Source organism: Bradyrhizobium sp. 157, assembly GCF_023073815.1.
In the GTDB taxonomy this organism is placed as follows: Bacteria; Pseudomonadota; Alphaproteobacteria; order Rhizobiales; family Xanthobacteraceae; genus Bradyrhizobium.
In genome coordinates, this window is the sequence record NZ_JADPKF010000004.1 from 68940 (window position 1) to 93960 (window position 25021).

General features: G+C 61.2%; 24 protein-coding genes. 8 read left to right on the forward strand and 16 right to left on the reverse strand.

Annotated elements, in window-relative coordinates; genetic code table 11:
* Positions 1 to 38: 38 nt before the first annotated feature.
* The 13 genes from IVA95_RS00520 to IVA95_RS00580 form a co-directional block, all read right to left on the reverse strand.
* A complete protein-coding gene (locus IVA95_RS00520) occupies positions 39 to 1133 on the reverse strand; it encodes an NAD-dependent epimerase/dehydratase family protein (RefSeq protein WP_247508709.1) in 1095 nt (364 codons plus the stop codon).
* Positions 1130 to 2245, reverse strand: coding sequence for an NAD-dependent epimerase/dehydratase family protein (locus IVA95_RS00525; RefSeq protein WP_247508710.1), 1116 nt, complete (start codon positions 2243 to 2245; stop codon positions 1130 to 1132). Before IVA95_RS00525 ends, IVA95_RS00520 begins: the two co-directional genes overlap by 4 nt.
* A 269-nt stretch (positions 2246 to 2514) precedes the next feature.
* The gene (locus IVA95_RS00530; RefSeq protein ID WP_247508711.1) at positions 2515 to 3762 is read right to left on the reverse strand and encodes a phosphopentomutase; all 1248 of its coding nucleotides are present in this window, start codon (positions 3760 to 3762) and stop codon (positions 2515 to 2517) included.
* 43 nt (positions 3763 to 3805) lie between these two features.
* Positions 3806 to 4744: a class I SAM-dependent methyltransferase gene (locus tag IVA95_RS00535; protein ID WP_247508713.1), complete on the reverse strand. Its 939-nt coding sequence runs from the start codon at positions 4742 to 4744 to the stop codon at positions 3806 to 3808.
* Positions 4728 to 5762 carry a GNAT family N-acetyltransferase gene (locus IVA95_RS00540; protein WP_247508714.1) on the reverse strand — a complete coding sequence of 345 codons (1035 nt, stop codon included), beginning with the start codon at positions 5760 to 5762 and terminating at the stop codon, positions 4728 to 4730. The genes IVA95_RS00535 and IVA95_RS00540 overlap by 17 nt, the downstream gene beginning before the upstream one ends.
* A complete protein-coding gene (locus IVA95_RS00545; protein ID WP_247508715.1) occupies positions 5759 to 6811 on the reverse strand; it encodes a glycosyltransferase family 4 protein in 1053 nt (350 codons plus the stop codon). Before IVA95_RS00545 ends, IVA95_RS00540 begins: the two co-directional genes overlap by 4 nt.
* A complete protein-coding gene (locus IVA95_RS00550) occupies positions 6802 to 7680 on the reverse strand; it encodes a PIG-L family deacetylase (protein ID WP_247508716.1) in 879 nt (292 codons plus the stop codon). The genes IVA95_RS00545 and IVA95_RS00550 overlap by 10 nt, the downstream gene beginning before the upstream one ends.
* Positions 7677 to 8627 carry a beta-xylosidase gene (locus IVA95_RS00555; protein WP_247508717.1) on the reverse strand — a complete coding sequence of 317 codons (951 nt, stop codon included), beginning with the start codon at positions 8625 to 8627 and terminating at the stop codon, positions 7677 to 7679. The genes IVA95_RS00550 and IVA95_RS00555 overlap by 4 nt, the downstream gene beginning before the upstream one ends.
* Positions 8624 to 9391, reverse strand: coding sequence for a TIGR04290 family methyltransferase (locus IVA95_RS00560; RefSeq protein ID WP_247508718.1), 768 nt, complete (start codon positions 9389 to 9391; stop codon positions 8624 to 8626). Before IVA95_RS00560 ends, IVA95_RS00555 begins: the two co-directional genes overlap by 4 nt.
* Positions 9391 to 10200: a nucleotidyltransferase family protein gene (locus IVA95_RS00565; protein ID WP_247508719.1), complete on the reverse strand. Its 810-nt coding sequence runs from the start codon at positions 10198 to 10200 to the stop codon at positions 9391 to 9393. Before IVA95_RS00565 ends, IVA95_RS00560 begins: the two co-directional genes overlap by 1 nt.
* A 2-nt stretch (positions 10201 to 10202) precedes the next feature.
* Entirely contained in the window at positions 10203 to 11297 is a 1095-nt protein-coding gene (locus IVA95_RS00570; protein ID WP_247508720.1) for a glycosyltransferase, read from the reverse strand.
* The gene (locus IVA95_RS00575) at positions 11294 to 11890 is read right to left on the reverse strand and encodes a histidine phosphatase family protein (RefSeq protein WP_256470129.1); all 597 of its coding nucleotides are present in this window, start codon (positions 11888 to 11890) and stop codon (positions 11294 to 11296) included. Before IVA95_RS00575 ends, IVA95_RS00570 begins: the two co-directional genes overlap by 4 nt.
* 13 nt (positions 11891 to 11903) lie before the next feature.
* On the reverse strand, positions 11904 to 12995 hold the full coding sequence (locus tag IVA95_RS00580) for an inositol-3-phosphate synthase (RefSeq protein ID WP_247508747.1): 1092 nt from the start codon (positions 12993 to 12995) through the stop codon (positions 11904 to 11906).
* A gap of 376 nt (positions 12996 to 13371) precedes the next feature.
* On the opposite strand from IVA95_RS00580, the gene IVA95_RS00585 reads away from it, so the two are divergent.
* The 4 genes from IVA95_RS00585 to IVA95_RS00600 all read left to right on the forward strand — a co-directional run bounded on the left by IVA95_RS00585 (position 13372) and on the right by IVA95_RS00600 (position 15522).
* A complete protein-coding gene (locus IVA95_RS00585; RefSeq protein WP_213249193.1) occupies positions 13372 to 13653 on the forward strand; it encodes a hypothetical protein in 282 nt (93 codons plus the stop codon).
* A 263-nt stretch (positions 13654 to 13916) separates the two neighbouring features.
* Positions 13917 to 14147 (forward strand): hypothetical protein, encoded by a 231-nt coding sequence (locus IVA95_RS00590; RefSeq protein WP_247508722.1) that lies wholly within the window; start codon positions 13917 to 13919, stop codon positions 14145 to 14147.
* 77 nt (positions 14148 to 14224) lie between these two features.
* A complete protein-coding gene (locus IVA95_RS38650) occupies positions 14225 to 14422 on the forward strand; it encodes an ABC transporter transmembrane domain-containing protein (RefSeq protein WP_253075367.1) in 198 nt (65 codons plus the stop codon).
* Positions 14423 to 14427: 5 nt separating this feature from the next.
* On the forward strand, positions 14428 to 15522 hold the full coding sequence (locus IVA95_RS00600) for an ABC transporter transmembrane domain-containing protein (protein ID WP_253075368.1): 1095 nt from the start codon (positions 14428 to 14430) through the stop codon (positions 15520 to 15522).
* A 1751-nt stretch (positions 15523 to 17273) separates the two neighbouring features.
* Here the strand turns inward: IVA95_RS00600 and IVA95_RS00605 are convergent.
* Complete coding sequence (locus tag IVA95_RS00605; protein ID WP_247508723.1) at positions 17274 to 17420, reverse strand: hypothetical protein; 147 nt, start codon at positions 17418 to 17420, stop codon at positions 17274 to 17276.
* 30 nt (positions 17421 to 17450) lie between these two features.
* Here IVA95_RS00605 and IVA95_RS00610 point away from each other — a divergent pair, with 30 nt between their 5' ends.
* The 3 genes from IVA95_RS00610 to IVA95_RS00620 all read left to right on the forward strand — a co-directional run bounded on the left by IVA95_RS00610 (position 17451) and on the right by IVA95_RS00620 (position 20205).
* Positions 17451 to 18710, forward strand: a complete 1260-nt coding sequence (locus tag IVA95_RS00610; RefSeq protein ID WP_247508724.1) for a TAXI family TRAP transporter solute-binding subunit — start codon at positions 17451 to 17453, stop codon at positions 18708 to 18710.
* A 52-nt stretch (positions 18711 to 18762) separates the two neighbouring features.
* Positions 18763 to 19446, forward strand: a complete 684-nt coding sequence (locus IVA95_RS00615; protein ID WP_247508725.1) for a hypothetical protein — start codon at positions 18763 to 18765, stop codon at positions 19444 to 19446.
* Positions 19447 to 19788: 342 nt separating this feature from the next.
* A complete protein-coding gene (locus IVA95_RS00620; protein ID WP_247508726.1) occupies positions 19789 to 20205 on the forward strand; it encodes an ester cyclase in 417 nt (138 codons plus the stop codon).
* Between the two features lie 47 nt (positions 20206 to 20252).
* On the opposite strand, the gene IVA95_RS00625 is transcribed toward IVA95_RS00620, so the two are convergent.
* Positions 20253 to 23669 carry an adenylate/guanylate cyclase domain-containing protein gene (locus IVA95_RS00625; RefSeq protein WP_247508727.1) on the reverse strand — a complete coding sequence of 1139 codons (3417 nt, stop codon included), beginning with the start codon at positions 23667 to 23669 and terminating at the stop codon, positions 20253 to 20255.
* Positions 23670 to 24185: 516 nt separating this feature from the next.
* Between IVA95_RS00625 and IVA95_RS00630 the strand changes: the two genes are divergently transcribed.
* On the forward strand, positions 24186 to 24416 hold the full coding sequence (locus IVA95_RS00630; RefSeq protein ID WP_247508728.1) for a hypothetical protein: 231 nt from the start codon (positions 24186 to 24188) through the stop codon (positions 24414 to 24416).
* A 129-nt stretch (positions 24417 to 24545) separates the two neighbouring features.
* Here IVA95_RS00630 and IVA95_RS00635 read toward each other — a convergent pair whose 3' ends face one another.
* Positions 24546 to 24893, reverse strand: a complete 348-nt coding sequence (locus IVA95_RS00635) for a hypothetical protein (protein ID WP_247508729.1) — start codon at positions 24891 to 24893, stop codon at positions 24546 to 24548.
* Positions 24894 to 25021: the final 128 nt, after the last annotated feature.

Genomic DNA, 25021 nt, shown 5'->3' on the forward strand with positions numbered 1-25021 from the left:
CGCGAGAGTCCTGCGCGGCATGCGGAAAGCTGCGGCCGTCATATGCGGGCCTCCAGCAATTCAGAGGACGAGGCGCCGCCAGCGCCGATATGGCTGTCCAGCCAGCGCTCGATGAGGTGCAGACCCTGCCGGACCGGGACCCGTGGTTCCCAGTCGACCGCCTGCGATACTGCGCGAATGTCGGAGACGTACCACGGTTGGTCACCGGGACGCCAAGCCGCGTAGCGAACATCCGGCCGATCGTCGCGCAGTTCGGCGATGAGGCCGAGCACGTCGCGCAGGCTGATCGCGTTGGAGGGGCCGCCGCCGAGATTGAAGATCCGGCCGGAAATGCCGTTGATGTTATCGAGCGCTGCGATCCAGGCATTGACCGCGTCATCGACAAACAGCGCATCGCGGACCTGGTGACCGTCCCCGTAGACCGTAATCGGCCGCCGCCGAATCGCCTGGAGCAGAAAGTGCGCGATCCAGCCCTGGTCTTCGTTGCCAAACTGGCGCGGGCCGTAGACGCAACTCATCCGTAGCACGACCGAGCGCAGGGCGAAGACGCGCGCATAATCCCGGACATATTGATCCGCAACGCCCTTCGAACATCCATAAGGACTATAGAGGTCGAGCAGGGTGTCCTCGGCCACGCCATAGGCGAACCGCGGCTCGTCGGGCACATAACGGCCGTCGACGCGACGTACCTCGGATGGATCGAGCAACTTGCCGTAGACCTTATTGGTCGATGCGAAGATGACAGGCGCGCGCGGATTGTGCCGGCGGATCGCCTCCAGGACGTTGAGGGTGCCACGCCCGTTGATCTCGAAATCCGAGATCGGGTCCTCAAGGCTGGTGGTGACCGCCACCTGAGCGGCGAGGTGCATGACGGCGGTGCTCGCCGAAACCAATGCGTCGACGGCGTTCGTGTCGCGCGTATCGGCGATCTCGATCGCAACACGGTTACCGTACCGTTGCCTCAGCCACTCCGCGTTCTCTTCGGATCCCCGTCGCGACAGGTTGTCCATGGCCACGACGCTGCGCCCCCGCGCGGCAAGTCCGGCGGCGATGTTGCAGCCAAGAAATCCGCAGCCGCCGGTTACCAGGATGCGTTCGGAAGCGCTCTTGATACTGGGACTGGCGAAGGTCATGCCACGAGCCCCCGTTCCTCCAGCTCGCGCGTAGCTGCTTCAACCGAATCGACGGCCGCCTGACCCGCGAGCCATTGCGCGAGCCGGGCAAGCCCGTCCTCGAAATCGACTTTCGGAACGTAGCCAAGCCGACTGCGGGCCTTGCCGATGTCGGCAAAGCAATGGCGGATATCGCCCGCGCGATATTTGCCGGTCACCTGCGGAGCGATGCGCGGCCGCCCCGTCACGCGGGCCAGATCGCTGGCGACGGAGCTGATGCTCCGGCACTCGCCCGAACCGATGTTGTAGACGTCGTCGGCGCCGTCGCGGCACTCCAGCGCCAGCTTGCAAGCCTGTGCGACGTCCTGGACATGGACAAAATCCCGGCATTGGTTGCCGTCCTCGAAGATCAGGGGCGGGCGGTCGTTGAGCAGCCGCGACGCAAAGATCGAGAGTACTCCGGTGTATGGATTCGACAGCGACTGCCGCGGGCCGTAGACATTGAAGAAGCGCAGCGCCACGGTAGGAATGCCATAGGCCCCGCCGATGATCAGGCACTGGCGCTCCTGATTGTACTTGCCGAGCGCATAGATCGAGCTCAGCGAGGGCTGCTTGCTTTCGGGAGTTGGCAGCGGCGTCAGCGGCGTGCCATCGCTGTCCAGAACATCCCAGATGCCACGACGGAGTTGTTCGATAGGACGCGGCTGCGGCGCGACAGTCGTTCCGTCGTTGCGCCTGGCGAGACCCTCGCCGTAGATGCTCATCGAAGAGGCGCAAACAAGTTTCTCGACCGGCCGAGAGGCGAGCGCTTCGAGAAGCACGGCCGTACCGAGATCGTTGGTGCTAGTGTATGAAGCAATCTCGTACATGCTCTGACCGACGCCCACTGCGGCGGCGAGGTGAACGACGGCATCTACGCCGGCAAGGGCCCGGTCGACCTCGCTTCTGTTTCTGATATCGCCGACAATCAATTCTGCTTCCTTGTCAAGATAGTTCGGAGGCGTACCGTCTTGGTGAACCTGCGAGGCAAGCGAATCCAGAACCCGTACCGAGTAGCCGGACGAAAGCAGAAGGTCGGTGACGTGGGAGCCGATGAAGCCGGCACCTCCTGTGATTAAAACGCGCCTTGACATCGCCTCTCCCGAAACGACTGTGTTGCTAACCTTGGCGGACCCGAATGGCGCCATCGAGGAAAATGCTCTGATCCTGTGATCGGTCCGTGCTGTGTCGCAAAGCCGACATTGGCTTGCGAAGCACACGTTGGTCGAACGCGGAAAAAATTTGTTTGTTCCTGAAGTCGTGAAGTCTATGGCCTCCTCAAATGGTTGAGGCGGGCAAGGCCACGCTCGAGCGGCGATCGGGTCCGGTTGCGCTACAAAGTGTTGTCGCGGCCGAGACCTCGTCAGAACGCAGGCGCTCGACTGTGCAGCATATCGCGTCGGGCTCCCGCCGATGCCGACGCCAGCGCCAGATGTTCGTCTACCGCGGCAGCGACGTCGGCGAAGGTCTCGCGGCGGCCGATCGGTCCGGCCACCAGCGATGGTCCAAACAGCAGCACGGGAACCTGCTCACGAGTGTGATCGGTGCCTCGCCAGGTCGGATCGCAACCATGATCGGCGGTGATAACCAGGAGATCGTCCTCGCGCAGCATCCGGCGGATCTCCGGGATGCGTGCATCGAAAGCCTCCAGCGCGGCGGCGTATCCGGCCGGATCACGGCGATGCCCATAAAGGCTGTCGAAATCGATAAAATTTGCAAATAACAACCCGCCGTCGGGCAGGGCGGCTATCCCTTCAAGCGTTCGGTCGAACAATGCGGCATTGCCGTTGGCCTTGAGCACGCGTCCGGTGCCGCTGTGTGCAAATATGTCGCCGATCTTTCCGACACTAAGGACGCAGCGACCGGCCTGCGTTGCGCGGTCGAGGACCGTCGGGCTAGGCGGTGGTACGGAGTAGTCGCGCCGGTTTCCGGTGCGAACGAAACCCTCCGCCGACGAGCCCGTGAATGGCCGAGCGATGACCCGTCCGATCCGAAGTGGATCGACCAGCCGGCGGGCGACGGTGCAGAGCTCGTAGAGCCGCTCAAGTCCAAAGGCGTCCTCATGCGCAGCAATCTGAAAGACGCTATCGGCCGACGTGTAACAAATCGGCTTGCCCGACCTGATGTGCTTGTCGCCCAGCTCGGCGATGATTTCGGTGCCCGACGCGTGACAGTTGCCGAGAATTCCGGGAAGGTCGGCCTGCTGGCATAATGCCGAGATGAGCTTCGGCGCGAAGCACGGAACTTCGCGGGGAAAATAGCCCCAGTCAAACAGGACCGGCACGCCGGCCAACTCCCAGTGACCCGACGGTGTGTCCTTCCCCTTTGAGATTTCCGCAGCGCAGCCATACCGTCCGATCGGATGTGTATCGCTCTGCAGTCCGGGCGGCACGTGACCGGTCGCAAGTCGGCACGCCTCTCCGAGGCCGAGTTCCACCAAGTTCGGTAGCCGAAGCGGACCTGCGCGCAGGGATGCGCGGTCGGCCTGGCCACGCGCGCAGAGATCGGCGATGTGACCTATGGTGTCCGCGCCTTCGTCGCCGTAATGGGCTGCGTCCGGAGCTGCGCCGATACCGACGGAATCAAGTACCAGGACAAGAGCGCGCGCCATCGTCACTTCTCCGTTCGCACGGCAGTTGCGGGCCAACTCCGGATCATATCGAACGTTCCTGCTGGTTTGATTTCCGCAGTAAGAAGCACGTGCCGTCCCAGAGGGAGAATTCCCGCGTCGCGCCGTGTCGCACGCTTAGTCCCGCTTCTTGCGCGAAACGCCGCAATTCGTTTCCGCTCGCTCTCGGGTCGTCGCTGTAGGCATAGTTCAGGATCAGCAGGTGACCGTCGCGGCGCAGCACACGCGCCATCTCGCCGATGTGGCGCTGCGCGAGATCGGACATCACGAAATAGGGAAAGACATCGACGGCACAAACCAGATCGACGGACTCGTCCCGGAAGACCGACAGGTCTTGTCCGGAGGTGCGAACGAAGGCGGTGTTGGGGCAAGTGGCGCAGCACTCGCGCGCAGCCTGAAGCATGTGCATAGACACGTCGATGCCGATTGCTGTTTTGACGTGTCGGGCCAGCGCTTCGACGATGCGTCCGCTGCCGCAACCGACATCGAGCACGCAGGCGTCGGCCCGCAGCAGATTCCACGTGCGGATGCGTTCGACAATTTCGTCGGTCGCGGCACGCAACAGATCCGCGCGGCCAAGGCAATAGAGCGCGACGCTTGCCTCGCGTGAGACGCCGACAGCGTCGTCAAAGATCGTTGCCCATGTTTCGGGTGACGGGTGCGGATCCCGCGCGCCAGGGTGGTCGAGCGAGTGCATGACGGCCTTTATGCTTGCGAATGCATCGGGCGTTTGATCCCAGAGCGCGCGCATGCGCTGGAGCCGCCTTACGGATTCGCTGCGCTCATGCCGATCGGGGCGGATATGGTGGATCGCCGCATCGAGTGCCCGGTTGGCCTCGTCCGCACTAGAGGCGGCCATCAATAATAGCGCCAAGGCCACGTTTTCAGGTGTGTGGCCGTACGCCCCGCGAAGCGCAGGTTCGAGCAGCCGTCCGTCGATGAGATCGTCAGGCTTGTCGTGCAATGTCATGGCTGTCGACGCTGATGCGGTGAAACACGCGGCATTCGTTCCAGCTATCACGCGCGCCCCATCCATATTTGTATGGCTCCCGGCCGCGAAGAAAATAGAACTTGTGGGCGCCTTCGCAGATCGATTCCGAAATAACGTGTTCGAGGAGGACCACGCTGGGAGACTCGAAGGCGTAGGCAGGGTCGAACCCGGTGAGATAGCCATAGGCCTGATTGCGGTGCATGAAACCGTAATACGCTGCCGCGGGTTGGCCATCGATTTGCAGGAGATAGAGGCGCAGAAGGTTGGCGGCCATCAGGTCCGGCAACGCATCGCGATGAAATTGCTGCACACGGGAATCGGCAAGAACACCCGGCTCGCCGCGCGAGTTCCAACGATGCCGGTGAAGCGCAACAAGTAACTCGAATACATCGACGGCGGAGTTGCGGTCGGCCGCCTTGACCTGGAGCGAGCCACGCCGCGCCGCGCGATTGTGGGCGGTGCGAAGTGCGCGACGCTTTCTTGGTGGCAATATCTGCGGCAGCTCGTCAGGCGTGCCTGGCAAGTTTAGGACCGGACATGCACTGGCGCACGCGCTAGCCACATCGCAGCCAGGCGGGACTGCCATCCGGAGCGCGTGAGCGTCTGGCGGCAGCTCCGTGAGTTCCAGAACGTCCCAGAAGCCAACGTCGGCGAGACGCGAACTCAGCAGCGCCAGTATGGGCTCCTCGAGCTTGGGGGCGATCAGAAAATCGTGATAGTCGGTCACGGGAAATCCCATCAGCCGAGCAAGCCGTCCGCGCAGGCGGCGCTCGCAGCAGAACGGTGCTAGTCCGACCAGCCGTCGATCGAAGTGAACAGCGAGAACGCAAGCGTCACCGTCCGAAAGATTATTCCACCACGGCAGTAACCACGCCGGCGATTGGAATGGCGTCGCGGTCGGCGATTGCCGCCACAACTCCCACCATTCCGGCGCGAGCGCCGCAAGCTCGGATACGTCCGTAATCACGCGACATGTGAACGGAGCCGTCATGCCGCACCTGACACCACCATTTGGCTGAGCGCTTCATAGACCGACAGATAGCTCCTGTTCGTCCGCTCAAGAGAAAATCGCTGACGTGCCGAACGGCGGCAGGCCTCGCCGTCAAGCGCCGATACCTGCGTGATGGCTTTGGCCATCTCCACCTCATCGCGAACGAGAAAACCGGTCCGGCCGTGTTCGACGGTTTCTGCAAGCGCGCCGCGGGCAGACGCGATCACCGGCGTGCCGCACGCAAGCGCCTCGCGCGCAACCAGAGAACTTGTCTCGGGCGCAAGAGAGGGTATGAGCACGCATCTGGCCATCGCGAGCAGGCGGCGCTTGCGAGCGAGGCCGACAGGTCCGACGAAGCGACGCAGGCGATCCAACGCCGGTTTGATGGTCGTTTCGAAGTACCGCCGATGCGCCGCATGGGGAAAGACTTCGCCGCAGATCACAAGCGGCATGTCTGCTCGCTTGGCGGCCTCGATGGCAAGATGGATGCCCTTTTCCGGGCATATGCGCGCGAGCATCAAGGCAAAATTGCGCTTTGCGCCGCTGGCGGCAAAGAAGTGGTCTGCAACTCCGTTCTCGATGGGAGCCAGCATGTGCGGATTGGGCGCCGAGGCTGCATGCTGAGATCGCGAGACGCAATTGAACCACACATTCGGCCGACCTGGCCTGAGAGCTTCCGCCGGATACCAATCGATCGGGAGATGAAGGGTCACGAGCACAGGCGGGCCGTCTCGCGACAGGTAGGCATGGAAGTCGACACCATGCAGATGGACAATATCGATTGGCCAGCGCGCTAGGGCGAGCGCGACGGCGTGGCGGTGTCGGTACTGCGCAGCCTCGATCTCGACCTGATGCAAATCGCCCGATACGCGAGGAACCGATATGTGAATGCCGGCGGCCTCAGACCCCTCGCACGAGATCAGGATCGAACGATGACCGGAATTAACCAGCGCCTTATCGAGCTGATGAACCACTTGCTCCGCACCGCCAACCGAATTGGGGCCGACCGGAGCAAAGGGATATGCGACATTGAGTACCGTCAGAACCATCGTTCGCCTGCCAGGCCAAGTTCGATCAGCGCGGAACGGGACAGCATGAGCCAGGAGTTGCCGGTGAGCCCCCAATTGTACTGCTCGTAGAGCAGCTTTCCCCGGTTGGGCAGCGAGTGGAAATCGTAGGCAGGCGCCAATCGGAAGCGTTCAACGTCGGAATCAAAGGCCGACAGGATCGCACGCTGGGTCGTGTGCGCCGCAACCATGCGGCGCTTCCAGTCCCGTTCCGCAGCATTCAGTCGGACCGCAATAGCGGGCCGTCTCGGATGGCGCGAAAAGCGCTGTGTCGTCCAGCCGTGGTCTTCCCGGTGATAGAACGGCATCTCGATCATATCGAGCGCCTGCCTATGGCGCCGCCTTAGTGCGGCGACCGCATGCACCGCGAATGCCGTGGCGTCATGATCCGGGTGTCCTCCTTCGAACGCGTGCGAGAGAACGACCTTGATGTCACGCGCCGCAACGAGAACATGGATCGCGCGCGCGAGATCGGCGAGACGAAATGCGGTGGTCTGATCGGAGAAGCCGAGCTCGACGATCCTGCTTGCCGGCAGATTCGCCAGACCCAGCGCGTTGCAAAGCTCGCGCTCGCGGGCCGCCGCATAAGCGGTCGGGCTGGCATAACCGTGCGCCCGGGCATCTACGCCGTCACGCGGTGCGCCGTTTGTCGCGACGACCACGGTCACGTTATCAAGTCGGTGAAGCTGAGCTCCACAGCCGATGGTTTCGTCGTCGGGATGGGCGACGATGACGGCAACGTCATCTGCCGGGGCGTGAGGGCGCTTAGGATCGGCGAGGACTTTGAGAAGTGCCTCGCCTGTTGCACGTTGTGGTGCTGGATGTCGCTCGGTGACTGCCATGGCGGTCATTGCGCGGCTCCCGTCTGCTCGGCGACTGCCGATCTGAAGGATGTGTGCCCGGCAATCCTCGGCGGCGCATACCGTTCGGTCATCGCGGCGCAAAATTCGGCGAACTCCTCCGGCACCTGAGGCGCGCTCGTGTGGTGCGGTGCGATACCGCGATGTTCCGGCGTGAAGCAATAGGTGATCGTAACGTCGAACTCCGATAGCGCGTCCATTTGCCGGTCAAACCAGTCGAGCGCGTTGGGGCGAAAGCTGTCGGCCCAGGAGAGGCCGGTCCGCAGGCTCCGCACGCCCAGCCGTCTCATCCACGCCACGGCTTCGTAGAGCCGGTGATCCTCAAAATGAAACCACTGGCAGATGCCAAGTGCAGGTGCGTGGCGCGGGAAGCGCTCGGCCGCCATCTTCGGCGATCCATCCTCCCGTAACAGACCCATCGCAAAGTGACGGTAGTACGAAGAGCCCTCCGCCTCCTTGTGTCGCGTCGTGGCCGGCCACGCGCGCGGCAGATCATAAAGGCTGTACCAGTGAATGCGCGGCGCTTGCCCGATCAGCAGTGGCGCAGTGCGATCAAGTCCCCAAGCCTGCACCTCCTCGGCGCCGAAGCTCGATACGCCAACTTCCGACACCCAGACTGGCAGATCGGTGATCGCTTTGATTTCCTGGATCTTGGCCGGCCAGTCGTCGATCTGCCAAAGATTCCAGTCGAGCGGAAAACCGTGCACGGCCACTGCATCGACATGGTCGAGCACGCCTTTTCCCATCATGTTTGCAATAAAAGCCGGATCGATGGGTGAGATGCCTCCGAGCACGCGTGGCAATGAGGGATTGACCCGTTCTATCGCCTTGCCGGCGCCGATCGCCATCTCGGCAAACAGGTCCCAGTTGGGGTCGATCTCGGGATCCCAATGCGACTTGTTGTTCGGCTCGTTCCAGATCATCACGGCTTCGATCATGTCGAGCGACCTCTCTTCGGGTAGACCGCGCCGGCGCCCGGCGGAGCCTCGGTCCGTCGGCAGATATAGACCTCGTTCTCGGGGTGCAGCTCTATCTTGAACCCGCTGCTGCGCAGCATCGCCTCGACGCAGGCGTTGTTGGGGATCCACCAGTTGGTTGGATCATCGGCGTATTGATGTTCCACGAAGTGCAGTTTGGGATAGCCGGGACGATTGAAGTGATCGTCTTCCCAGAATCCATAATCCTGCTTCAACTGCTCCACTTCGGCGCTGCCACGCAGCATCGATTGAAAGACGAGCAGATCGCCTGCCGCATGTTCATGAATCAGATCCAGCGCGAGCAGGGGATGACGCAAATGGTAGAGCACGCCGAGAAACAGCACGATGTCGAACCGTTCTCCAAGCGTCCCGACGTCGTACACGGAGATGTTGCGAAATTCGATGTCGAGGCTGCTGACTTCCGCAGCAAAGCGCGCCTGGCGCAGATAATCCTCATCCGTATCGATGCCGAGCACGCGTGTTGCTCCACGCCGCTTCATTTCGAGTGAATAGAAGCCGGCGTTGCAGCCGATATCGAGAACGGTGCGGCCTTCGATCTCCGGTATGATTGCCTGCGCAAATCGGCGCCACTTCACCGCAGGGTAGTCGCCGAGGAAATGCATCGGCGCCGTGCAGACGCCGCCGAGCTCGATGTTGTGGAACCATGGCCCGAGCTGCTCGATCCGCAGCTGGATGTCTTCCGTCGTCAATTGCCGGGTGCTCATCACGTCCGAACCTCGTGTGCAAGCGGGTTGCTGTCGCGCCGCATATGAGGCAGGGCCGCGGCAACGCCGCTGTCCGATCGCGACTTGCCCCGGATCTCCTCGAGCAGGCTTATGGCGGCTCGATAGCCGTGCAGGGTTCCGACATCGACATACGCCTGGCCCGCTTTCACCGCGGCGGCCTTGCCTCCCTGGGCGAGGTAGGCATTCACCAGCGTGCCGAAATATTCGTCCGTTCGGTTTCGCGCCAGCCATAGCTGCCTAAGCTCTTCGAACACGTCTCCTGGCATCTTGAAGGCGCCCCAGATCCAGTTCGAGTCGGGGCTAGATTGCTTGACCTGGATTTCCCGCACCTGGTCTTGATCGAGAACAACAGCGTCGAAGAATTCGGGCCGTTCAACTGGAAACAGCAGGAAAGACAAGACGTCATCGGGCAGTTCGGCGAGCCCGTTTTCAGGAAACCAGACGGTGTCAGGCAAGCCGATGACAACGGGCGCGTTGCAGTCGACGATCGGCCGCGCCGCGAACACCGCGTCGCAAAGCCCGATTGGCTGTTCCTGCACGACGTACACGATGGGCGTGGAGCCGTAGCTCGCCCCGAAATACTCCATGATGTCGGATTTGCCGGGAGAGATGACGAAGCAGATCCTGTCCGCGCCGCCGCAAACCATGCGTTCGACGAGATACTCGCTGACGGCGCAGGGCCGCTCGACGCCGCCTTCGGTGCGGCTGCCGACCGGCAGCAATTCCTTTGAGAACGCAAGCGGCTGGATCCGGCTTCCACGTCCTGCTGCGGGCACAATACCCCACATGGCTATACCTGCTCCATTTCACGCGGCGGTGAGATCAGTGTCGTGGATACCGCGGCGATCAGTTCGTGGGCGCGCTGCTCCGACGTGTGCGCGGCAAGCGTATGCTCACGCGCGGCGCTGGCCACGCGCTCGAGTTCCGCGTCGGAAAGCTCGATCGCGGCAAGCGCGTCGGCAGTATCGCGAGCGACCAGGATTTCATCCCCGGGGGTGAAGAATGTCTCCAGCCCTGCCCAGGCGTCGGAAAGAACCGGCACACCACAGGCAGTGGCTTCGAACAACCGTCCGGACGGGCACCAGCCCAGATCGGCCATGGGTCGGCGGGTCACGTTCAGCGTGAGGCGAGACGAGGCATAGAATGCCGGGTGATCGGTCGGAGGCAGGTGATGAACGAAGAAGATGTTCGGGCACCAGGGAAAGTCCTGCGGATATTGTGCGCCACCGATCACGAAACGAAGGTCAGGTCGCGCTCTTGCGGGAGCGTTGAACAGCGCCTCGAGGGCATCCTGTCGATCTGCGGAGTAGGTCCCGAGGTATGACAAAGTGAACTGACGCAGGGATGCCGCTTCGAGAGGGCGGTGCACGTCCGGATCGACGTGACCGTAAAGCGGAACGACCTGACGCGCGCCGAGCTCGTCGCGAAGCGCGTCAAGTGCCGCGCCACCGGTGTAGCTCAGGACGAGATCGAAGTCTGCGAGCCCTCGTTCGCCGATGTAGGGGATGGTATCGCCGCGACGAAGCCGCGACAACGTGACCGGCGTATCGAGATCATAGAAGACGCTGAGTGTCCGGCTTGCGGAAATGATGAGGTCGGTCGCTGCTAGGGCGTCAGCGGCATAGGATGTCACAATCGCAGCGTCTGCCTCACGTACTTCGCGCTGGGCCTTCGACTGGACAGAGCTCCAGTCGGCGTAGATGACGAGTTCGCCGCCGGGCAGGGCGAAGAGGTCGCGATTCATCGCATAGTACGGCGTGTCGCGCTCAAAGAAGACGACCTCGTGTCCTTGCCGGATCAGCGCAGAACACAGCCCGCGCCAGAGCGTCGCATGACCGTTTCCCCATGACGAGCTGAATGTAAGACCGAAGATGACGAGCTTCATGATACGACCGGCTGGTTCAATGCAATGACTTCAGTGCCGCCTCGACCGATTGAGATGGTGCTGATCGTGGCGGGAGCGATGTCGAGGCGGTGATAGTCGTCGAGGGGCAAGCTCAAAGCGTGCAGAACAATGGCGCGGATGACTTCGGCATGACTGCACAACGCGATATGGCCATCCGGCAACGACGCTGCGATTTTGTTCAGATGGTCTACGGCGCGCACCTGTAGCTCCAGCATGCTTTCACCGTTCGGCGGGCGGACGCGACCTCGCTTCGTGTTCCACTGACCCCACAGGGGATCGTCATGGAGCGATGCGAAGGAGCGCCCAGTCCATGCCCCGACGTCCAGTTCGTCAATGCCGGCGCAGATTTGGACGGCAAGTCCGAGCCGTTGCGCCAGCGGCTCCGCCGTTTCCAGCGCCCGCGTCTGAGGGCTTGAGTGAACCGTCCTGACGTCGCTACTGCCAAAGATATCGGCGATCCGCCGGGCCTGGTCGCGCCCTCGGCTGTTCAGCCGCACGCCCGCCATGCGCCCGACTAGGATGTGATCGACCACGTCATGAACTCCGTGTCTGATCAGTGAGAATTTCGTCATGGCGGAATCCGACTCAACCGGTCCCTGCGATGAAGCCCAGAGTTCTCTCGCGAGCCTCGTGGTCCGAAAACTGTTGTGGCGGTGACTTCATGAAATAGCTCGACGGACCTACCAGCGCTCCGCCAATGCCGCGATCGATCGCAAGCTTGGCGCAACGCACGGCGTCAATGACGACCCCGGCAGAGTTGGGCGAATCCCAGACTTCGAGCTTCATCTCGAGATTGAGTGGAACGTCGCCAAAGGTGGTGCCCTCCAGCCGGATGTAGGCCCACTTGCGATCGGCGAGCCACGGCACGTGGTCGCTCGGACCGACATGAATGCCGCCATCGGGCAGCGGCACGTCGAGTTGGCTGAGCACGGATTGGGTTTTCGAGATCTTCTTCGATTCCAGACGCTCACGTTCGAGCATATTCCTGAAATCGGAGTTTCCGCCGAAGTTGAGTTGGTAGGTGCGGTCGAGCCGAACGCCGCGCTCACGAAAGAGGTTGACCAGCATGCGATGCAGAATGGTTGCGCCAACCTGGCTCTTTACATCGTCGCCTATAAGGGGAAGTCCGCGGCTTTCGAACTTGCTGCGCCAGAGCGGGTTGGACGCAATGAACACGGGGATGCAATTGACAAAGGCGCATCCGGCCTCCAGTGCGCAGTTTGCGTACCATTCGCTGGCGCGCTGCGAGCCGACCGGTAGATAGGATACGAGCACATCGGTGCGGGTGCTTGCCAGCCGCTCGGCGACATCAACCACCGGCAGGTTCGATTCCTCGATCTCTTCACGAAGATAGCGGCCCAGTCCGTCCATCGTAGGGCCGCGCTCGACGGTGGTGCCGGTCGGTTTGGCGTCGGCGAAGCGGAATGTGTTGTTGGGTGCAGTGTAGATCGCCTCCGATACATCCCGTCCGACCTTCTTCGCGTTCACATCGAACGCAGAAGCTATCTCGATATCCCGGATATGGTAACCGCCGAGGTCGATGTTCATCAGGCCGGCAAGCGGCTCGTTGGCATGGGCATCGGCGTAGTGAGTGAGGCCCTGCACGAATGAGGAAGCGCAGTTGCCAACACCGACGATGCCCACGCGAACCTTTTGAGAGAGGGATGTCTGTTGCATTTGCAGGCCATGTCGCTGGAGACGGTTTCTGCAATCCGTAATGCGGGCATGTGATTGTTTGTTCCTGCTTGGCGGCGTCAAGCGATCTCTTTCTAGATGATCGGAAGAAGATGATGCCGATAACAGCGACAGGATGAAGATGAAGCAGATGATGAGGAAGATGAAGATGAAGAAGATGAAGATGAAGAGGCCGGCAGAGGAAGAAGCTGAGGATGTGGCAGCAGCAGGATCACAAATAAGGTGGAGCTGACCCTCAGAGGCAACTCCCACCAGGTGATTTGGTGTCTGGAACGCTTGCTGCCGTCATCGAATTAGAGTGTAGCGACGCCCGCGCACCGGACGGGATTCGAGAAGGACGTGAGCGAGGAGACGAGCTATGTCCAATGGCAAGACTACGACGGACCATGAGAGTATCAGGCGCTGGGCCGAGGAACGTGGCGGCACGCCGGCCACCGTCAAACGAACGAAGGAGGGTGGCGAGCCGGGGGTGCTTCGCCTCGACTTCGAACCGCGCGACGAAAGTCTGGAACCGATCGGGTGGGATGAGTTCTTCGAGAAGTTCGATAAGGAAGATCTGGCATTCCTGCATCAGGACCGAACCGAGTCAGGAGAGCTGAGCCGGTTTCACAAGTTCGTCAATCGGTCATCTGTCCAGTAAGTAAGAGCCTGCCAGACGAAAGTTCCAAGCTGGCCCGGTCACCTGAAGGGGCCGCGTCGGTGGGTGCATCCGTTTTTCCCGCCCATTCCAGGATTTCGATAGCTTACAGGGGGCCAATCATGCCTGTTGGCTTGAGAGAGACACTTGGGCGAGGAACATTTGGGCGGCTGCTGGCAACGCTCGGGCAGAGACGTGGAAACCTGGACGATCACTCACAGGGGACGTTTTTTGCCGGACAATTATCGCCGAGCAGACCCAGACGATTGTACCAGGCAGTGCGGTTTGCGCTACCGCAGAAGCATGCGATCGGCATCATCTTGGCGCTCACCCTTACTGTTGCCACGCTCAATGCTGTCGAGCCGCTCGTCATCAAGACGGTGTTCGATGAGCTGACAAACCATCGCGCAGAAATTCTGGTGCTGAGTATCGTTGCTTTGCTTTGGGCGGCTTGGCACTCCTGCGCGAGAGTCTGGACGCTACCGCAAACTGGCTGACCTGGCGTACGCGTATTGGCCCGCAATACGCGCTACTCGAGGCGACGATAGGCAAGCTTCACAAGATGCCGTTGCGAATGCAGCGCAGTGAAGGCGTCGGCGCGATCATGATGCGGCTCGACCGCAGCATCCAGGAGTTTACCAGCGCGGTAAGCTTGATCCTGTTCAATGTCCTGCCGTCGTTGATCTTTCTCTGCGTCGTCGGCGCCATCATGTTCAGCCTTGATTGGCGGCTCGCCCTGATCGTCTTGATGTTCGCGCCGATACCGCATTGATCGCAATGTACGCCGGGCCTGAGCAGACCCGTCGGGAGCGGGCGCTGCTCGACCGCTGGGCGCACATCTACTCCCGGTTCAACGAGGTGCTGTCCGGCATTGTGGTGGTGCGCAGCTTTGCGATGGAAGATGCCGAGAAGTCTCGCTTTCTGCGCGATGTATCTGCCGCCAACCAGGTCGTCGTCCGCGGCGTTGCGACCGATGCGGGCTACGGCGCCGCCAGCAATCTCTCGATCGCTCTCGCGCGGCTTTCGGCCATCGGTGTCGGAGGCTACCTGGCATGGAACGGGCAGGTCACGTTAGGCACATTGATTGCGTTTCTAGGCTACGTCGGAGGCCTGTTTGCTCCGGTGCAGGGATTGAGCGGGGTCTATTCCAGCCTCAGCAAGGCCGCCGTTTCGCTGGACGAGATATTCTCCATCCTCAGCATTCAGGAACATCTGGGCGATCCTCCCGACGCAACGGACTTCGGCGATATCCGGGGCGACGTCCGGTTTGAGAAAGTGCAATTTCGATATGAGCAGGCGTCGCGCCCGGTTCTCAAGCATGTGTCGCTGCATGTCGCGCCCGGGCAATCAATAGCCATTGTCGGGCCGAGCGGGTCGGGAAAGACCACACTGATGGCATTGCTGATGCGATTCTACGACCACAGCAAGGCCGGATCACCCTTGACGGCCGTGATCTCCGTACTGTCAGGCAGAGTTCGCTGCGCCGGAACATCGGCGTGGTGCTGCAGGATCCGCTGCTATTCAATGATACCATCCGCGCCAATATTTGACCCAGAAGGGAAGTCGCGCCCTACGCCCTGCTGCGCTTTTTATTGCTTGCTGTTTTCCCTGAGATCACTGGCACGTTTCATCTCCTGCGCGAGATTATCGAAGATTTGCGCCAAAGAGCGGCCGTCTCTGGTTGTCATGGACCTTCTAATCTGTCGACCGTGCCACATGATCGCTCCGCAGGCGAGCACGAGCGGAAGGAAAGACACGATCAAGCTTACGTACCACGGCACGTCATTACTCATGGTCAAAACCTCTCCGATACGGTGCGCCCATGGCGCATCACCTTACGGTTGTTCTCTAAGGAAACTTAATCTTAAGTAAACGTGGAGCGGCACCCACGAAGTCTGTATTCGATCTCAGGTCTCGGTAAACGCATTTTCCGCTTCTGGCACTAAGCGGCCATGATCGCCGTCCCGACAAATGTCTGCTGGTCAGAGAAGAGCGGACATTGGACGGCCTAGTCGCGATGTCAGCAAGTGAGCGATTTTGTTGCAAAAGTCGAAAATCGAACGATCCCGAAAATCTCGCGAAGGTGATTTTCAGAGAGCTGTAACGTTGCGAAGCCACATCACGCCGCTACGCAGGTCCGTGGTCGTTTTTCCGAGGAACGACGTGGTCCCCTCACGTCGCCACGTGCAACACGCGTCAGCGCCCCTGAAAATTTTCGTTCGTCACCCCAAAAAGACTTTTACAACAAAAATCGACCCAACACGGACATCGGAAAGGACAGCCAGCGGGCGGTATGGGCTATTACCGACGTCCTGATCGCTTGATTTCGGCGACCTGATACTTCTCCCCGGCCAACTTCCCTCCGGCGAGCAGGCTGCTGCAATACCACCAGGCTTCACCTTGTCTCGCGCCCAAGAACATTCTGGCGTCCCTGCACTCAAAGTAGGTTTTGTAGTTGCCTACGTTTCTGCACGTTGCCGAGAAATTAAATTCACCCCCCGTCGTGGAGCATCCATTCCAGGGTTGGTTGCCGTACTTGAAACTTGTTTGGCAACCATCGGTGCAATTGCTGGAGGTTTTCTCAAGCGCGGCAAACTTCGCCATTGTCGAACCCTTCGCGGGCAACGGCGTTTGAGCGGTTCGCGGTGCCGATGACGTTTGAGTAGTTGGCGATGTCGGGCGAGATGCAACGGTGTTTGCCACCTGCGTCGGCCTCTGTGGTGGCCTTGCCGTCTGCTGCGGCCTCTGTGGCTTTGCTACCTGCTTCGGCGCGACGATCGTGATGCTGGGAAGTGGGGTGGCGGCGCCTGTTGCGGTTTGCGACGTTGCCGGGCCGCACAGCAAGATAGTTGACACGACAGCGACGGCTGAGGGCGCGACAAAGCTTGACGACAATCTCATGACCCCATGTCCTCCCGAGGGCGGACATGCCACCGCGTATGCACGTTACTGCACATAGCTGAAACTTCCGAACTTGGCTACTGAAGGTTGAAAAGATTTCTGCCGATGACCGACATAGACATGGTGGCCAAGGAGAACGCGGACTACTCGCCTAAAGCCATTCTATGTCTGATTTGGCTATGTCTGACTTTGGCAGATTGTGTTGCAAAAGTCGTTTTGCCGAAGGTGTCAAAAATTCTGAGGGCCGCAGGCGCGATTTTCGTGTAGAGATCTGAGGGGACCTCATCGCCTCACGCTAAACTCATAGGCGACTTCGGTAACGCGATTGAGGTTATCCGAATCGTCGATCGCCTCGCGTTTTAAGGTTTCACCAAAAAATTGGACTGATGCAACTTTCGACTTTTGCAACAGTATCGGCACTTTTCGGAAACCTGACAGGCCCGGCTGATGATCTATGTTCTTGAGGGTAAAGCGGACTGCCGAGTTGCACGCTCGGACTTCCGAATTTGACCCAACTGCGACATTCTCAGAATGGCGGGGATGAGCGACTCCGCTCTCCTCCCAAACCCCACATCGTCGCTTCACGCCAATATGACGGCGGCGGCCTTTAAGAGAGCTTCAGCTGGGCAACGAGGCGCATCACACAAGGTACGTTCACTGGCCTCACCAAATACCTCGAAAGAGGTAGTATCGGTGGGCTGAGCCGACCGTTAGAGTGCAAATCAGCGTTCAACATGACCCGGTATCAGCGTCCAGTTTTCGCGGACGCGGATCGAGGCAACGAAATAGGCGCCACGAACATCGGCGAGGCGCGCCTTGCGGGCCGGATTGATCGAAGGCAGTAGCTTGGCCAGCCTAAAGTACCACATGCGGCGCGGCCGGACGAGACGGAGCCTACCATGAACATAGGATTGAGAGGCATCTTCATTGCCATCGTCGAGGATCGGAAGATAGCTTTTAGACCGCATGGCAAGCTTGTGCCAATGCGACTGGCGACAGTTGTTTTCTTGCTATTGGCCTGCATGTTTCATCAGGCTGTGCCGTCGATCGCGCTAACGAATGCGCCTGAAGCTGCACCACAGACACAGCCCTATCCAATGCAGACCATGCCTCGACTGGCACAGGCCAAGCGCTCCCCTAACCCAAATACGGTTGGGATCGTGACGGGCCGCCCAAACGGAACTGATTTTGCAATCGCGCAAGAGATCTCGATGGTCCTCGCGACCGGACAGGAGACTGGTCCGAGAGGTGAGGTGGCATTGCGGATTCTGCCGATGGTCGGAAAGGGCGGCATTCAGAACGTTCGTGACGTGCTAACCCTAGCTGGCGCCGACATGGGCATTGCGCCCAAAATTTTGCTCGACCGCCTGCGCGCCAGCAAAGAGTTGGGTGATATCTCCAAGAGCTTGGTCTACATCGCGCCGCTCTTCCAAGAAGAACTCCACGTCCTTGCTCGCCGAGAGATCCGCACCTTTGCCGACCTCGCAGGAAGACGCGTCAACGTTGGTGAGGAGAATAGCGGTACGGACATCCTGGCGCGGGACATCCTCAGTCGACTGGGCCTGAAAGCGACAGAAATCAATATTGATCAGAATGCAGCTGTTGAAGGCATGCGGAGCGGCGACATCGCGGCCACGGTGTTCATCACAGGCAAGCCCGCTCGTTGGCTTGAACGATACGCGCGCGAGGACGGCTTCCATCTCGTTCCGGTGCCATACACATCATCCTTGGAAGAGGACTATCTGCCGGCGACTTTCACCCACCAGGATTACCCGAACCTGATCGCTACTGACGAGCGCATCGCCACGCTTGCGGTTGGTTCGGTCCTCATTGCTTACAACGCGCCTCGGACAAGCGAGCGCTACCAACGCTTGGAGACGTTCGTCAACGCGTTCTTTTCGCGTATTTCGGAGTTTGAGAATCCAGCGCGGCACCCCAAATGGAAAGAGATCAATCTTGCCGCGGTGTTACCCGGGTGGACCCGCTTCGCTCCCGCGGAACGCTGGCTGAAGCAGCGCCGATTAGCGGCACCCGATGCCGAGTCGCGCGCGGAGTTTGAACGGTACTTGGATCAGTCGGGCATCGTTCCTTCCGCCACCGAGCGCGAACGCTTGTTTAAGGATTTCCTACGTTGGTGGCGGGAGGGGAGAGGCCGTTGATCGATCTCACATCCGTTATAGGGCGGCCTACGAGCAGCAATGGAAAGGGGTCATGACAATGATGACGCATGCATCTGCCATCGGATTTCTGGCCATCCTCGCTATGCCTCTTGCGGCGAACGCGCAGACAGCAGGCAAAACGGAAACCCTCACGCGCAGTCCACCTGCACGAGTGGCGCTGGACATCAGCGACAAGAAGAGCGATCGCCTGGGATATAAGAAGCTGGGCTCGCTCGTGAATTTTCCGCCCTTCGTCCCCAACATCGGCACGCTTTACGGCCAGCCCAAGGCGCTCCCGGGCGGACCGTGCCGTGCTTTCGACCTTGGGGACGGACTGAGCAGGACGATCTACATGCGCACGCGCAGGCCGAAACGAGTGGCGGTGCACATAAGCGACAGAAGGAAGAGCGAGCGCATAGGATATAAGAAGGTGAGCTCGCTCGTGAATTTTCCGCCCTTCTTTCCCGGAATCGGTGCGCTTTACGTTCAGCCCGAAAAACTCCCGAACGGACCGTACCGTGCTTTCGACCGCCGGGGCAGACTGAGCAGCACGATCTACATGCTCCCCATCGAGGACCTTGAGAATCGGAAACACTTCGATCTTGAAGGCCTCGCCGGAAAGGGCGACCACGTAACCTTCTACTTCAATTCCGGTCACCCTGGACTCGATAAGCCCCATTATCACATCCACATTTGGCACGTGAGCAAGAAGGGTGAAGAGCGGGTCGCGAAATAGCGAGCAGTGGGACGCGTCAGAACGCCGAGGTGGCACAGGCGGTGCCGAAGGATATGGTGGACAAAAACATGCTGCCGCATATTCCCGTCAATCGCCTCGCGAGCCAGCGGAGATCGCGACAGCGTGGTTTTCCTCATCACCGACGATGCAGGTTTCATCAGCAGGGTGTGCCGCCCAGTTATGACCTCGTGCCTCCTGAGATGAGGATTCTCGCGGACCAATGCTGATGTCAGGCATCGCCTGTGGGGGACCACGATCGCGGCGTTAACGTGGAAGTCCCTCGGTTCGCGCGGTTAGTTCATTTCAAGCCAAGTGTGCAATAAACACCAAGGAGAACCGCTCATGGCATCGATCACGGCAATTGCCAAAGATTTCTTTGCCGCCTGCGAGACAGGAAAAGGCTGGGAAATCTGCAAGGCTTACTGTGCTCCAAACGCGACCTTCGCCGCTCAGGCCGAACCGCTTACAGATATTAAAACGCTTGCGGAATACGCGGATTGGATGAAGGGGGTAACAACCGCTATGCCGGACAGCGGCTACGAGGTGAAATCCTTCGCTACCGATACCGAACGAAACAACGTCGCCGCCTATGCAGTCTTTTCGGGTACTCACACCGGTCCCGGTGGTCCGTGTGAGCCAACCGGCAGAAAGACGACTTCAGACTACGTCTACGTGATGCAATTCACCGACGACAAGATCAGCCACATGACGAAGATCTGGCATTCTGGCATGGCACTAAAGCAACTGGGCTGGGCTTAAGGGGCAACAGGCGAACTGTGGCCGCACGGCCATGCTCGTGTGCAGAATCAACCACTGGCATTTGGGATCGGGTTGTTCGGTTCGAAGCTGGCAGCGGTCTCTCGAAGTAGTGCGCTGGCAGCCTGGAGATCCGGTGTCCCAAAACCCTCGGTGAACTGGCTATAGAGCGGGCCGAGCAGGTCGTGTGCCTCGCCGCACCGGCCCTGTTCTCTCCAAACTTCTGCAAGGCGCGTCGTCGCGCGCAACTCCCACACCTTGGCGCCTTGTTGGCGCGCCGTTGCCGCCGCATGCCCGAACCGTGCTTCCGCGGCGATCGGATCGGGCTTCGGCAACCGCAGCATCAGCTCGCCCATGATCCGATGGAGTTCGGCCTCGAACCACCGCTCGCCGGTCTCTTCCACGCGCTCCAGCGCCTTTGCGACCAGATCCAACCCCTCCTCCGCTGCGCCGGAACGGCCGAGCGCCTCGGCCTGGAGACCGAGGAAATACGGCTCATAGAGCCCAGCGCCGGTGGCCCGCCACGCCGGAAGACCCTGCCGAAGCTGCGCGAGCCCTGTCTCCAGCTCACCCGACTGAGTCAGCGCCCACCCCCGGATCACCGTGGCCGCCGCGAGAAAATGCGGAAAGTTCTGCTCGGTCGCGAGCTCAATTAGTTTCTCGGCTCGGTCCTTTGCCTCGCGCCCCGCCCCACGGAACTGCTCGAAGAAACACGCGAACAACAGCGCGTACGCCAGCGTGTTGAGGTGAGCAATTTCGCGGGCGGCGTCGAGCGCCTCGCGGCTCCGCGCCCGGGCCTGCTCCGGATAGCCCAGCACCAACCACGTCCATGAGAGCGCCGACAGCGCCGCCACCCGCGGATCCTGCACGTAGAGAAAGGCGAGTGACTGATGCCGTTCCGGGTCATAGAGGGCGAGCGTCCGCTCCAGATGGGTGCGGGCAGCAGCCACCTCGCCGCGCCAGAAGGCACCGGTCCCGCTGATGCGGTGAGCCACCACGGTTGCGGAAGCCTCCTGATGGTCCTGCGCCCGGCGCAGAAACTCGTCTGCCACTTCGCGCGCTGCGTTTTGCTCAGCGCGCACGCCGTGGAACACCCATTGACCATAGAGCACGGGCCAGAGCTGGGCGGTGGCCCCGATCTGCTCGCAGAGATCGCGGGCGCGGGCGTTGGCCCGCCCAGCTTCCGGCGCTGCCCAGCCTTGCGTGGCCATCAGCGCCACGCCCAATGCCACCTGGAGGTCAAGTTCTCGCCGGCTCCGATCGGCCTCCGGCAGGCTCGCGAGCAGGTCCAACCCGCTCTGCAACTGCGCAAGCGCTTCGGTCATAGCCGAGCGGGCGATGGCTCGCTGTCCCGCCCTCAGCCAATAGTCGATCGCCGGTTGGGCCAGTCCCGCCTCCATGTAATGGTGGGCCAGAAGTTCGGGCTGCGCCTGCACCGTCTCCGAAAAATGCTGCTCGATCGCGGCGGCGATCCGGGCGTGCATGCGCTGCCGCTTCGCGCGCACCAGGGTCGCATAGGCGGCGTCCTGCACGAGCGCATGCTTGAAGCTGTAGGTCGCCTGAGGCGGCGTCCCGCGCCGGAACACCAGGCCCGCGCCGACGAGATCGTCCAACGCCGCCTGCAGTTCGCTCTCCGGCAGCGCCGTCGTAGTCGCGAGCAGTTCGTGAGAGAATTCCCGGCCAATCGCGGCCGCGACCTGGGCTACCTCACGGGCCGGGGCCAGCCGGTCGAGCCGGGCCAGCAGCGACTCCTGGAGCGTGGTTGGAATCGCCATGGGCGGCAGCGGCCCCGCGAGCGCGTAGTGGTCGCCCTCGTCCCGGAGCAGATTGGTCTCGATCACGGTCCGCGTCAGCTCCTCGACGAACAGCGGCACGCCGTCCGTCTTGGCGACGATCTGGTCGAGCACCGCAGGAGGTAGCGCCTTGCCGCCGCTCAGCCGGGCCACCATGGCCGCACCCTGCCGGCGGCTCAACCGGCTGATGTTCAGCGCGGTGACATGGGCATAGCGCCGCGTCCAGCGCGGCTCGAACTCGGGCCGGAACGTGATGAGGACGAGCACGGGGGCGCCTTGCACCCGGTCGACTATGAGATCGAGCAGCTCGAGCGAGGTCGGATCTACCCAATGCACATCCTCGTACAGGGCTAGGACGGGCCGCCGCGTGGCGAGGCCCAAGACCTGATTGACCAGTTCCTCGAGCGTCCGCTCCTTCTGCCGATGTGGGCTCATGTCGAGCGGCGGATAGCGCGCATCCGTCTCGAGTGACAGCAATGCCGCGAGCAGCGGGGCCACCGCGGTGACATCATCGCTCGATAGCGCAAGTAGCGCCTCGAGCTTGTCGAGCTTCGTTGCGGCGGGATCGTCCGCGGCGAAGCCGGCCGCGCGCTCCAACAGCCCGATCACCGGATGAAGCGGGCTGGTCTGATGGTGCGGTGAGCAGTAGTGGCTCAGGGCCGTATGCGGCTCATTTTCAAGTCGCCCGCGCAACGCCCGCACGAGGCGCGACTTGCCGATGCCAGGCTCACCCGCCAGCAGCACCACCTGGCCTTCACCCTCCTTGGCTCGCTCCCAATGCTCGAGCAGCAGGCCGATCTCATGCTCGCGACCGACAAGCGGCGTCAGGCCTGCCCCGTGCAGCGCTTCAAAACGGCTCTCGGCGGCGCCTTCCCCGACCACGCGCCACGCCCGCACCGGAACGGGAAACCCCTTCAAGATCTGCGAGCCGAGTTCGGCGAGCTCGAACAGCCCGCCAATGAGCTCCCGGGTGCGGGCGGAGATCACCACCGTGCCCGGCTGGGCCAGGGTTTGCAGCCGCGCCGCAAGGTTCGGCGTATCGCCGACCACCGTCTCCTCGCGCGCCGCGCCTTCGCCGATCAACTCGCCGACAACCACCCGGCCGGTCGCGATGCCGACACGGGCCGCCAGCGTCTCGCCATGCACCGATCCCAGGCTGTGCACCGCCGCGACTGCGGCGAGGCCGGCCCGTACCGCGCGTTCGGCCTCATCCTCATGGGCGCGCGGATAGCCGAAATAGGCCAGCACACCATCCCCCATGTACTTCGCCACGTGCCCTTCGAACCGCGCGATCGCGTCCGCCACTGCGCTGTGATAGGTCCGCAGGACTTCGGCCATTTCCTCCGGATCGAGCCGCGCCGCGAGCGCGGTCGAGTTGACCAGGTCGACAAACATCACGGTGAGCTGGCGGCGCTCGGCCTCGGGTGCAAGCGAGGCCTTCCCGGAGACGGCGGCGGGTGCGGCGGTGGCAGGGGTGGTCGCCGACATTGAGCCGGCGCGCAGGCCAGCAATGGCGGCGAGCAGCTTGCGGCGATGGCCGATCGAGGCGACGCCGAGCCCGATCAGATCCTCGGCCGTGAGGTCCATGAGGACCTCGGCGTCGATGTCGTTCTCCCGGAACGCATGTTGGTACTGTCCCAGCCCCAAACTAATTAGCCAGGCCCCGACGTCCATGGGCTCCTCCCGGCTCTCGTTTCAGAGTACCAGGTGCTTTAAGCCTACTGCAAAGTGGCCGGCAGGGCACGGGGAAACACCACCAGCTGACTGCACGTGAAGGGCAGCTTCTGGCAGATTGTGTTGCAAAAGTCGAAAATCGAACAGCACCAAAAATCTCGCGAAAGTTGATTTTTTGACTTCTCTGCTGCTGCGTCCCTTTTCAGCGCCACTACGGAGGTCCGTGATCAATTTTGGATGAAGCGACTTGGCCCCCTCACGTCGCCGCGCGTAAAACGGATCAGCGGCTCTAAGAATTTTCGTTCGCCACCCCAAAAAACTTTTGCAACACAATCGGCACTTTTCGGACCTCACGCGATGTCCGACATGAGTCCGGAATGCGAATCAAAGGGGAAGTCGGCCAACCACTCTGAATTATGGGTCCATAGTCACCCGGTTCCGGCGCAGGGCGTGATGCACGTCATGGTGCGGCCGTGGCGTCCATGATGGCATCGGTTCAGCCATCGGAGCACTGCCATGGATCAAGCCAAGCGGTTGAAACTGAGCGCCGTCGCTTTCACGATCTTCTGGGTCGCCGCGATGCTGTGGTGGAGCGAAGAACGCTATCCCGCCAACATCGTCATTCTGGTCATCTGTGGAGCCGTTGCAGGCTATCTCTGGTACTTCGGCATGCGCTGGGCGTTTCAACGCCCGCACCTGCTTCCGCTGAATGGCGATCACGGCGCCAGCAGCGAGACGTCGTCATGATGCGATGACGCCCTCATCGACTGCTGCTTATTTGACATGATGAACCGGGCAGGTTGGCCATGCGGGCTCTCGCCGTTCTTGCATTCGTCCGGTAGAAAGCGCGTCTTGGTGTCGACGTATGGTCTAGGCTTAGACAAGCCGAAGAGCTAACTGGCGGACCGGATGCACATGAGATTGAACGAAGTCAGTCAAATATTCCGGCACAGGGACGCCATCCACGTCGCAGCGCATCTGGATTTCAGCCGCTATGTCCGAAGAAACGTCTTCGGACCAGTGCTCCAGCGTGTTGAACGCAACGACGCGTACGGGACTGTTGTATTGGCCGGAAAGTAGATCGCCGACGATGGTTTCAACGTCGGCTTTTTCGATCTCGGTTTCCCGGTAAACCGTCCCGTTGGAAAAGCTATCAACGACAAGGTAGACGGTTTCGTCTGCCCCGTACGGTACCACACCGGGTGACCAGCCAGTGCTTGGCATAGGCGCATGTCCTGCAACTCACGCGATTCAAGCGCCATCGGGCCGCGTGGTTCCAGTTTTATTCCAGTTTTCCCGAATTAATCATGGTCCATCGCCGCTGGATGTTACAGAGCGAGCGCCAGATCAGC

What these genes read in the sequence shown, in the direction of transcription:
- IVA95_RS00520 (WP_247508709.1), bottom strand. Translation starts at nt 1,133, where the DNA reads ATGACCTTCGCCAGTCCCAGTATCAAGAGCGCTTCCGAACGCATCCTG.
- IVA95_RS00620 (WP_247508726.1), top strand. Translation starts at nt 19,789, where the DNA reads ATGGCATCGATCACGGCAATTGCCAAAGATTTCTTTGCCGCCTGCGAG.
- IVA95_RS00610 (WP_247508724.1), top strand. Translation starts at nt 17,451, where the DNA reads ATGAACATAGGATTGAGAGGCATCTTCATTGCCATCGTCGAGGATCGG.
- IVA95_RS00570 (WP_247508720.1), bottom strand. Translation starts at nt 11,297, where the DNA reads ATGAAGCTCGTCATCTTCGGTCTTACATTCAGCTCGTCATGGGGAAAC.
- IVA95_RS38650 (WP_253075367.1), top strand. Translation starts at nt 14,225, where the DNA reads ATGCAGCGCAGTGAAGGCGTCGGCGCGATCATGATGCGGCTCGACCGC.
- IVA95_RS00555 (WP_247508717.1), bottom strand. Translation starts at nt 8,627, where the DNA reads ATGATCGAAGCCGTGATGATCTGGAACGAGCCGAACAACAAGTCGCAT.
- IVA95_RS00585 (WP_213249193.1), top strand. Translation starts at nt 13,372, where the DNA reads ATGTCCAATGGCAAGACTACGACGGACCATGAGAGTATCAGGCGCTGG.
- IVA95_RS00530 (WP_247508711.1), bottom strand. Translation starts at nt 3,762, where the DNA reads ATGGCGCGCGCTCTTGTCCTGGTACTTGATTCCGTCGGTATCGGCGCA.
- IVA95_RS00525 (WP_247508710.1), bottom strand. Translation starts at nt 2,245, where the DNA reads ATGTCAAGGCGCGTTTTAATCACAGGAGGTGCCGGCTTCATCGGCTCC.
- IVA95_RS00605 (WP_247508723.1), bottom strand. Translation starts at nt 17,420, where the DNA reads ATGTGGTACTTTAGGCTGGCCAAGCTACTGCCTTCGATCAATCCGGCC.
- IVA95_RS00545 (WP_247508715.1), bottom strand. Translation starts at nt 6,811, where the DNA reads ATGGTTCTGACGGTACTCAATGTCGCATATCCCTTTGCTCCGGTCGGC.
- IVA95_RS00615 (WP_247508725.1), top strand. Translation starts at nt 18,763, where the DNA reads ATGACAATGATGACGCATGCATCTGCCATCGGATTTCTGGCCATCCTC.
- IVA95_RS00630 (WP_247508728.1), top strand. Translation starts at nt 24,186, where the DNA reads ATGGATCAAGCCAAGCGGTTGAAACTGAGCGCCGTCGCTTTCACGATC.
- IVA95_RS00550 (WP_247508716.1), bottom strand. Translation starts at nt 7,680, where the DNA reads ATGACCGCCATGGCAGTCACCGAGCGACATCCAGCACCACAACGTGCA.
- IVA95_RS00635 (WP_247508729.1), bottom strand. Translation starts at nt 24,893, where the DNA reads ATGCCAAGCACTGGCTGGTCACCCGGTGTGGTACCGTACGGGGCAGAC.
- IVA95_RS00600 (WP_253075368.1), top strand. Translation starts at nt 14,428, where the DNA reads ATGTACGCCGGGCCTGAGCAGACCCGTCGGGAGCGGGCGCTGCTCGAC.
- IVA95_RS00575 (WP_256470129.1), bottom strand. Translation starts at nt 11,890, where the DNA reads ATGACGAAATTCTCACTGATCAGACACGGAGTTCATGACGTGGTCGAT.
- IVA95_RS00580 (WP_247508747.1), bottom strand. Translation starts at nt 12,995, where the DNA reads ATGCAACAGACATCCCTCTCTCAAAAGGTTCGCGTGGGCATCGTCGGT.
- IVA95_RS00625 (WP_247508727.1), bottom strand. Translation starts at nt 23,669, where the DNA reads ATGGACGTCGGGGCCTGGCTAATTAGTTTGGGGCTGGGACAGTACCAA.
- IVA95_RS00560 (WP_247508718.1), bottom strand. Translation starts at nt 9,391, where the DNA reads ATGAGCACCCGGCAATTGACGACGGAAGACATCCAGCTGCGGATCGAG.
- IVA95_RS00565 (WP_247508719.1), bottom strand. Translation starts at nt 10,200, where the DNA reads ATGTGGGGTATTGTGCCCGCAGCAGGACGTGGAAGCCGGATCCAGCCG.
- IVA95_RS00540 (WP_247508714.1), bottom strand. Translation starts at nt 5,762, where the DNA reads ATGACGGCTCCGTTCACATGTCGCGTGATTACGGACGTATCCGAGCTT.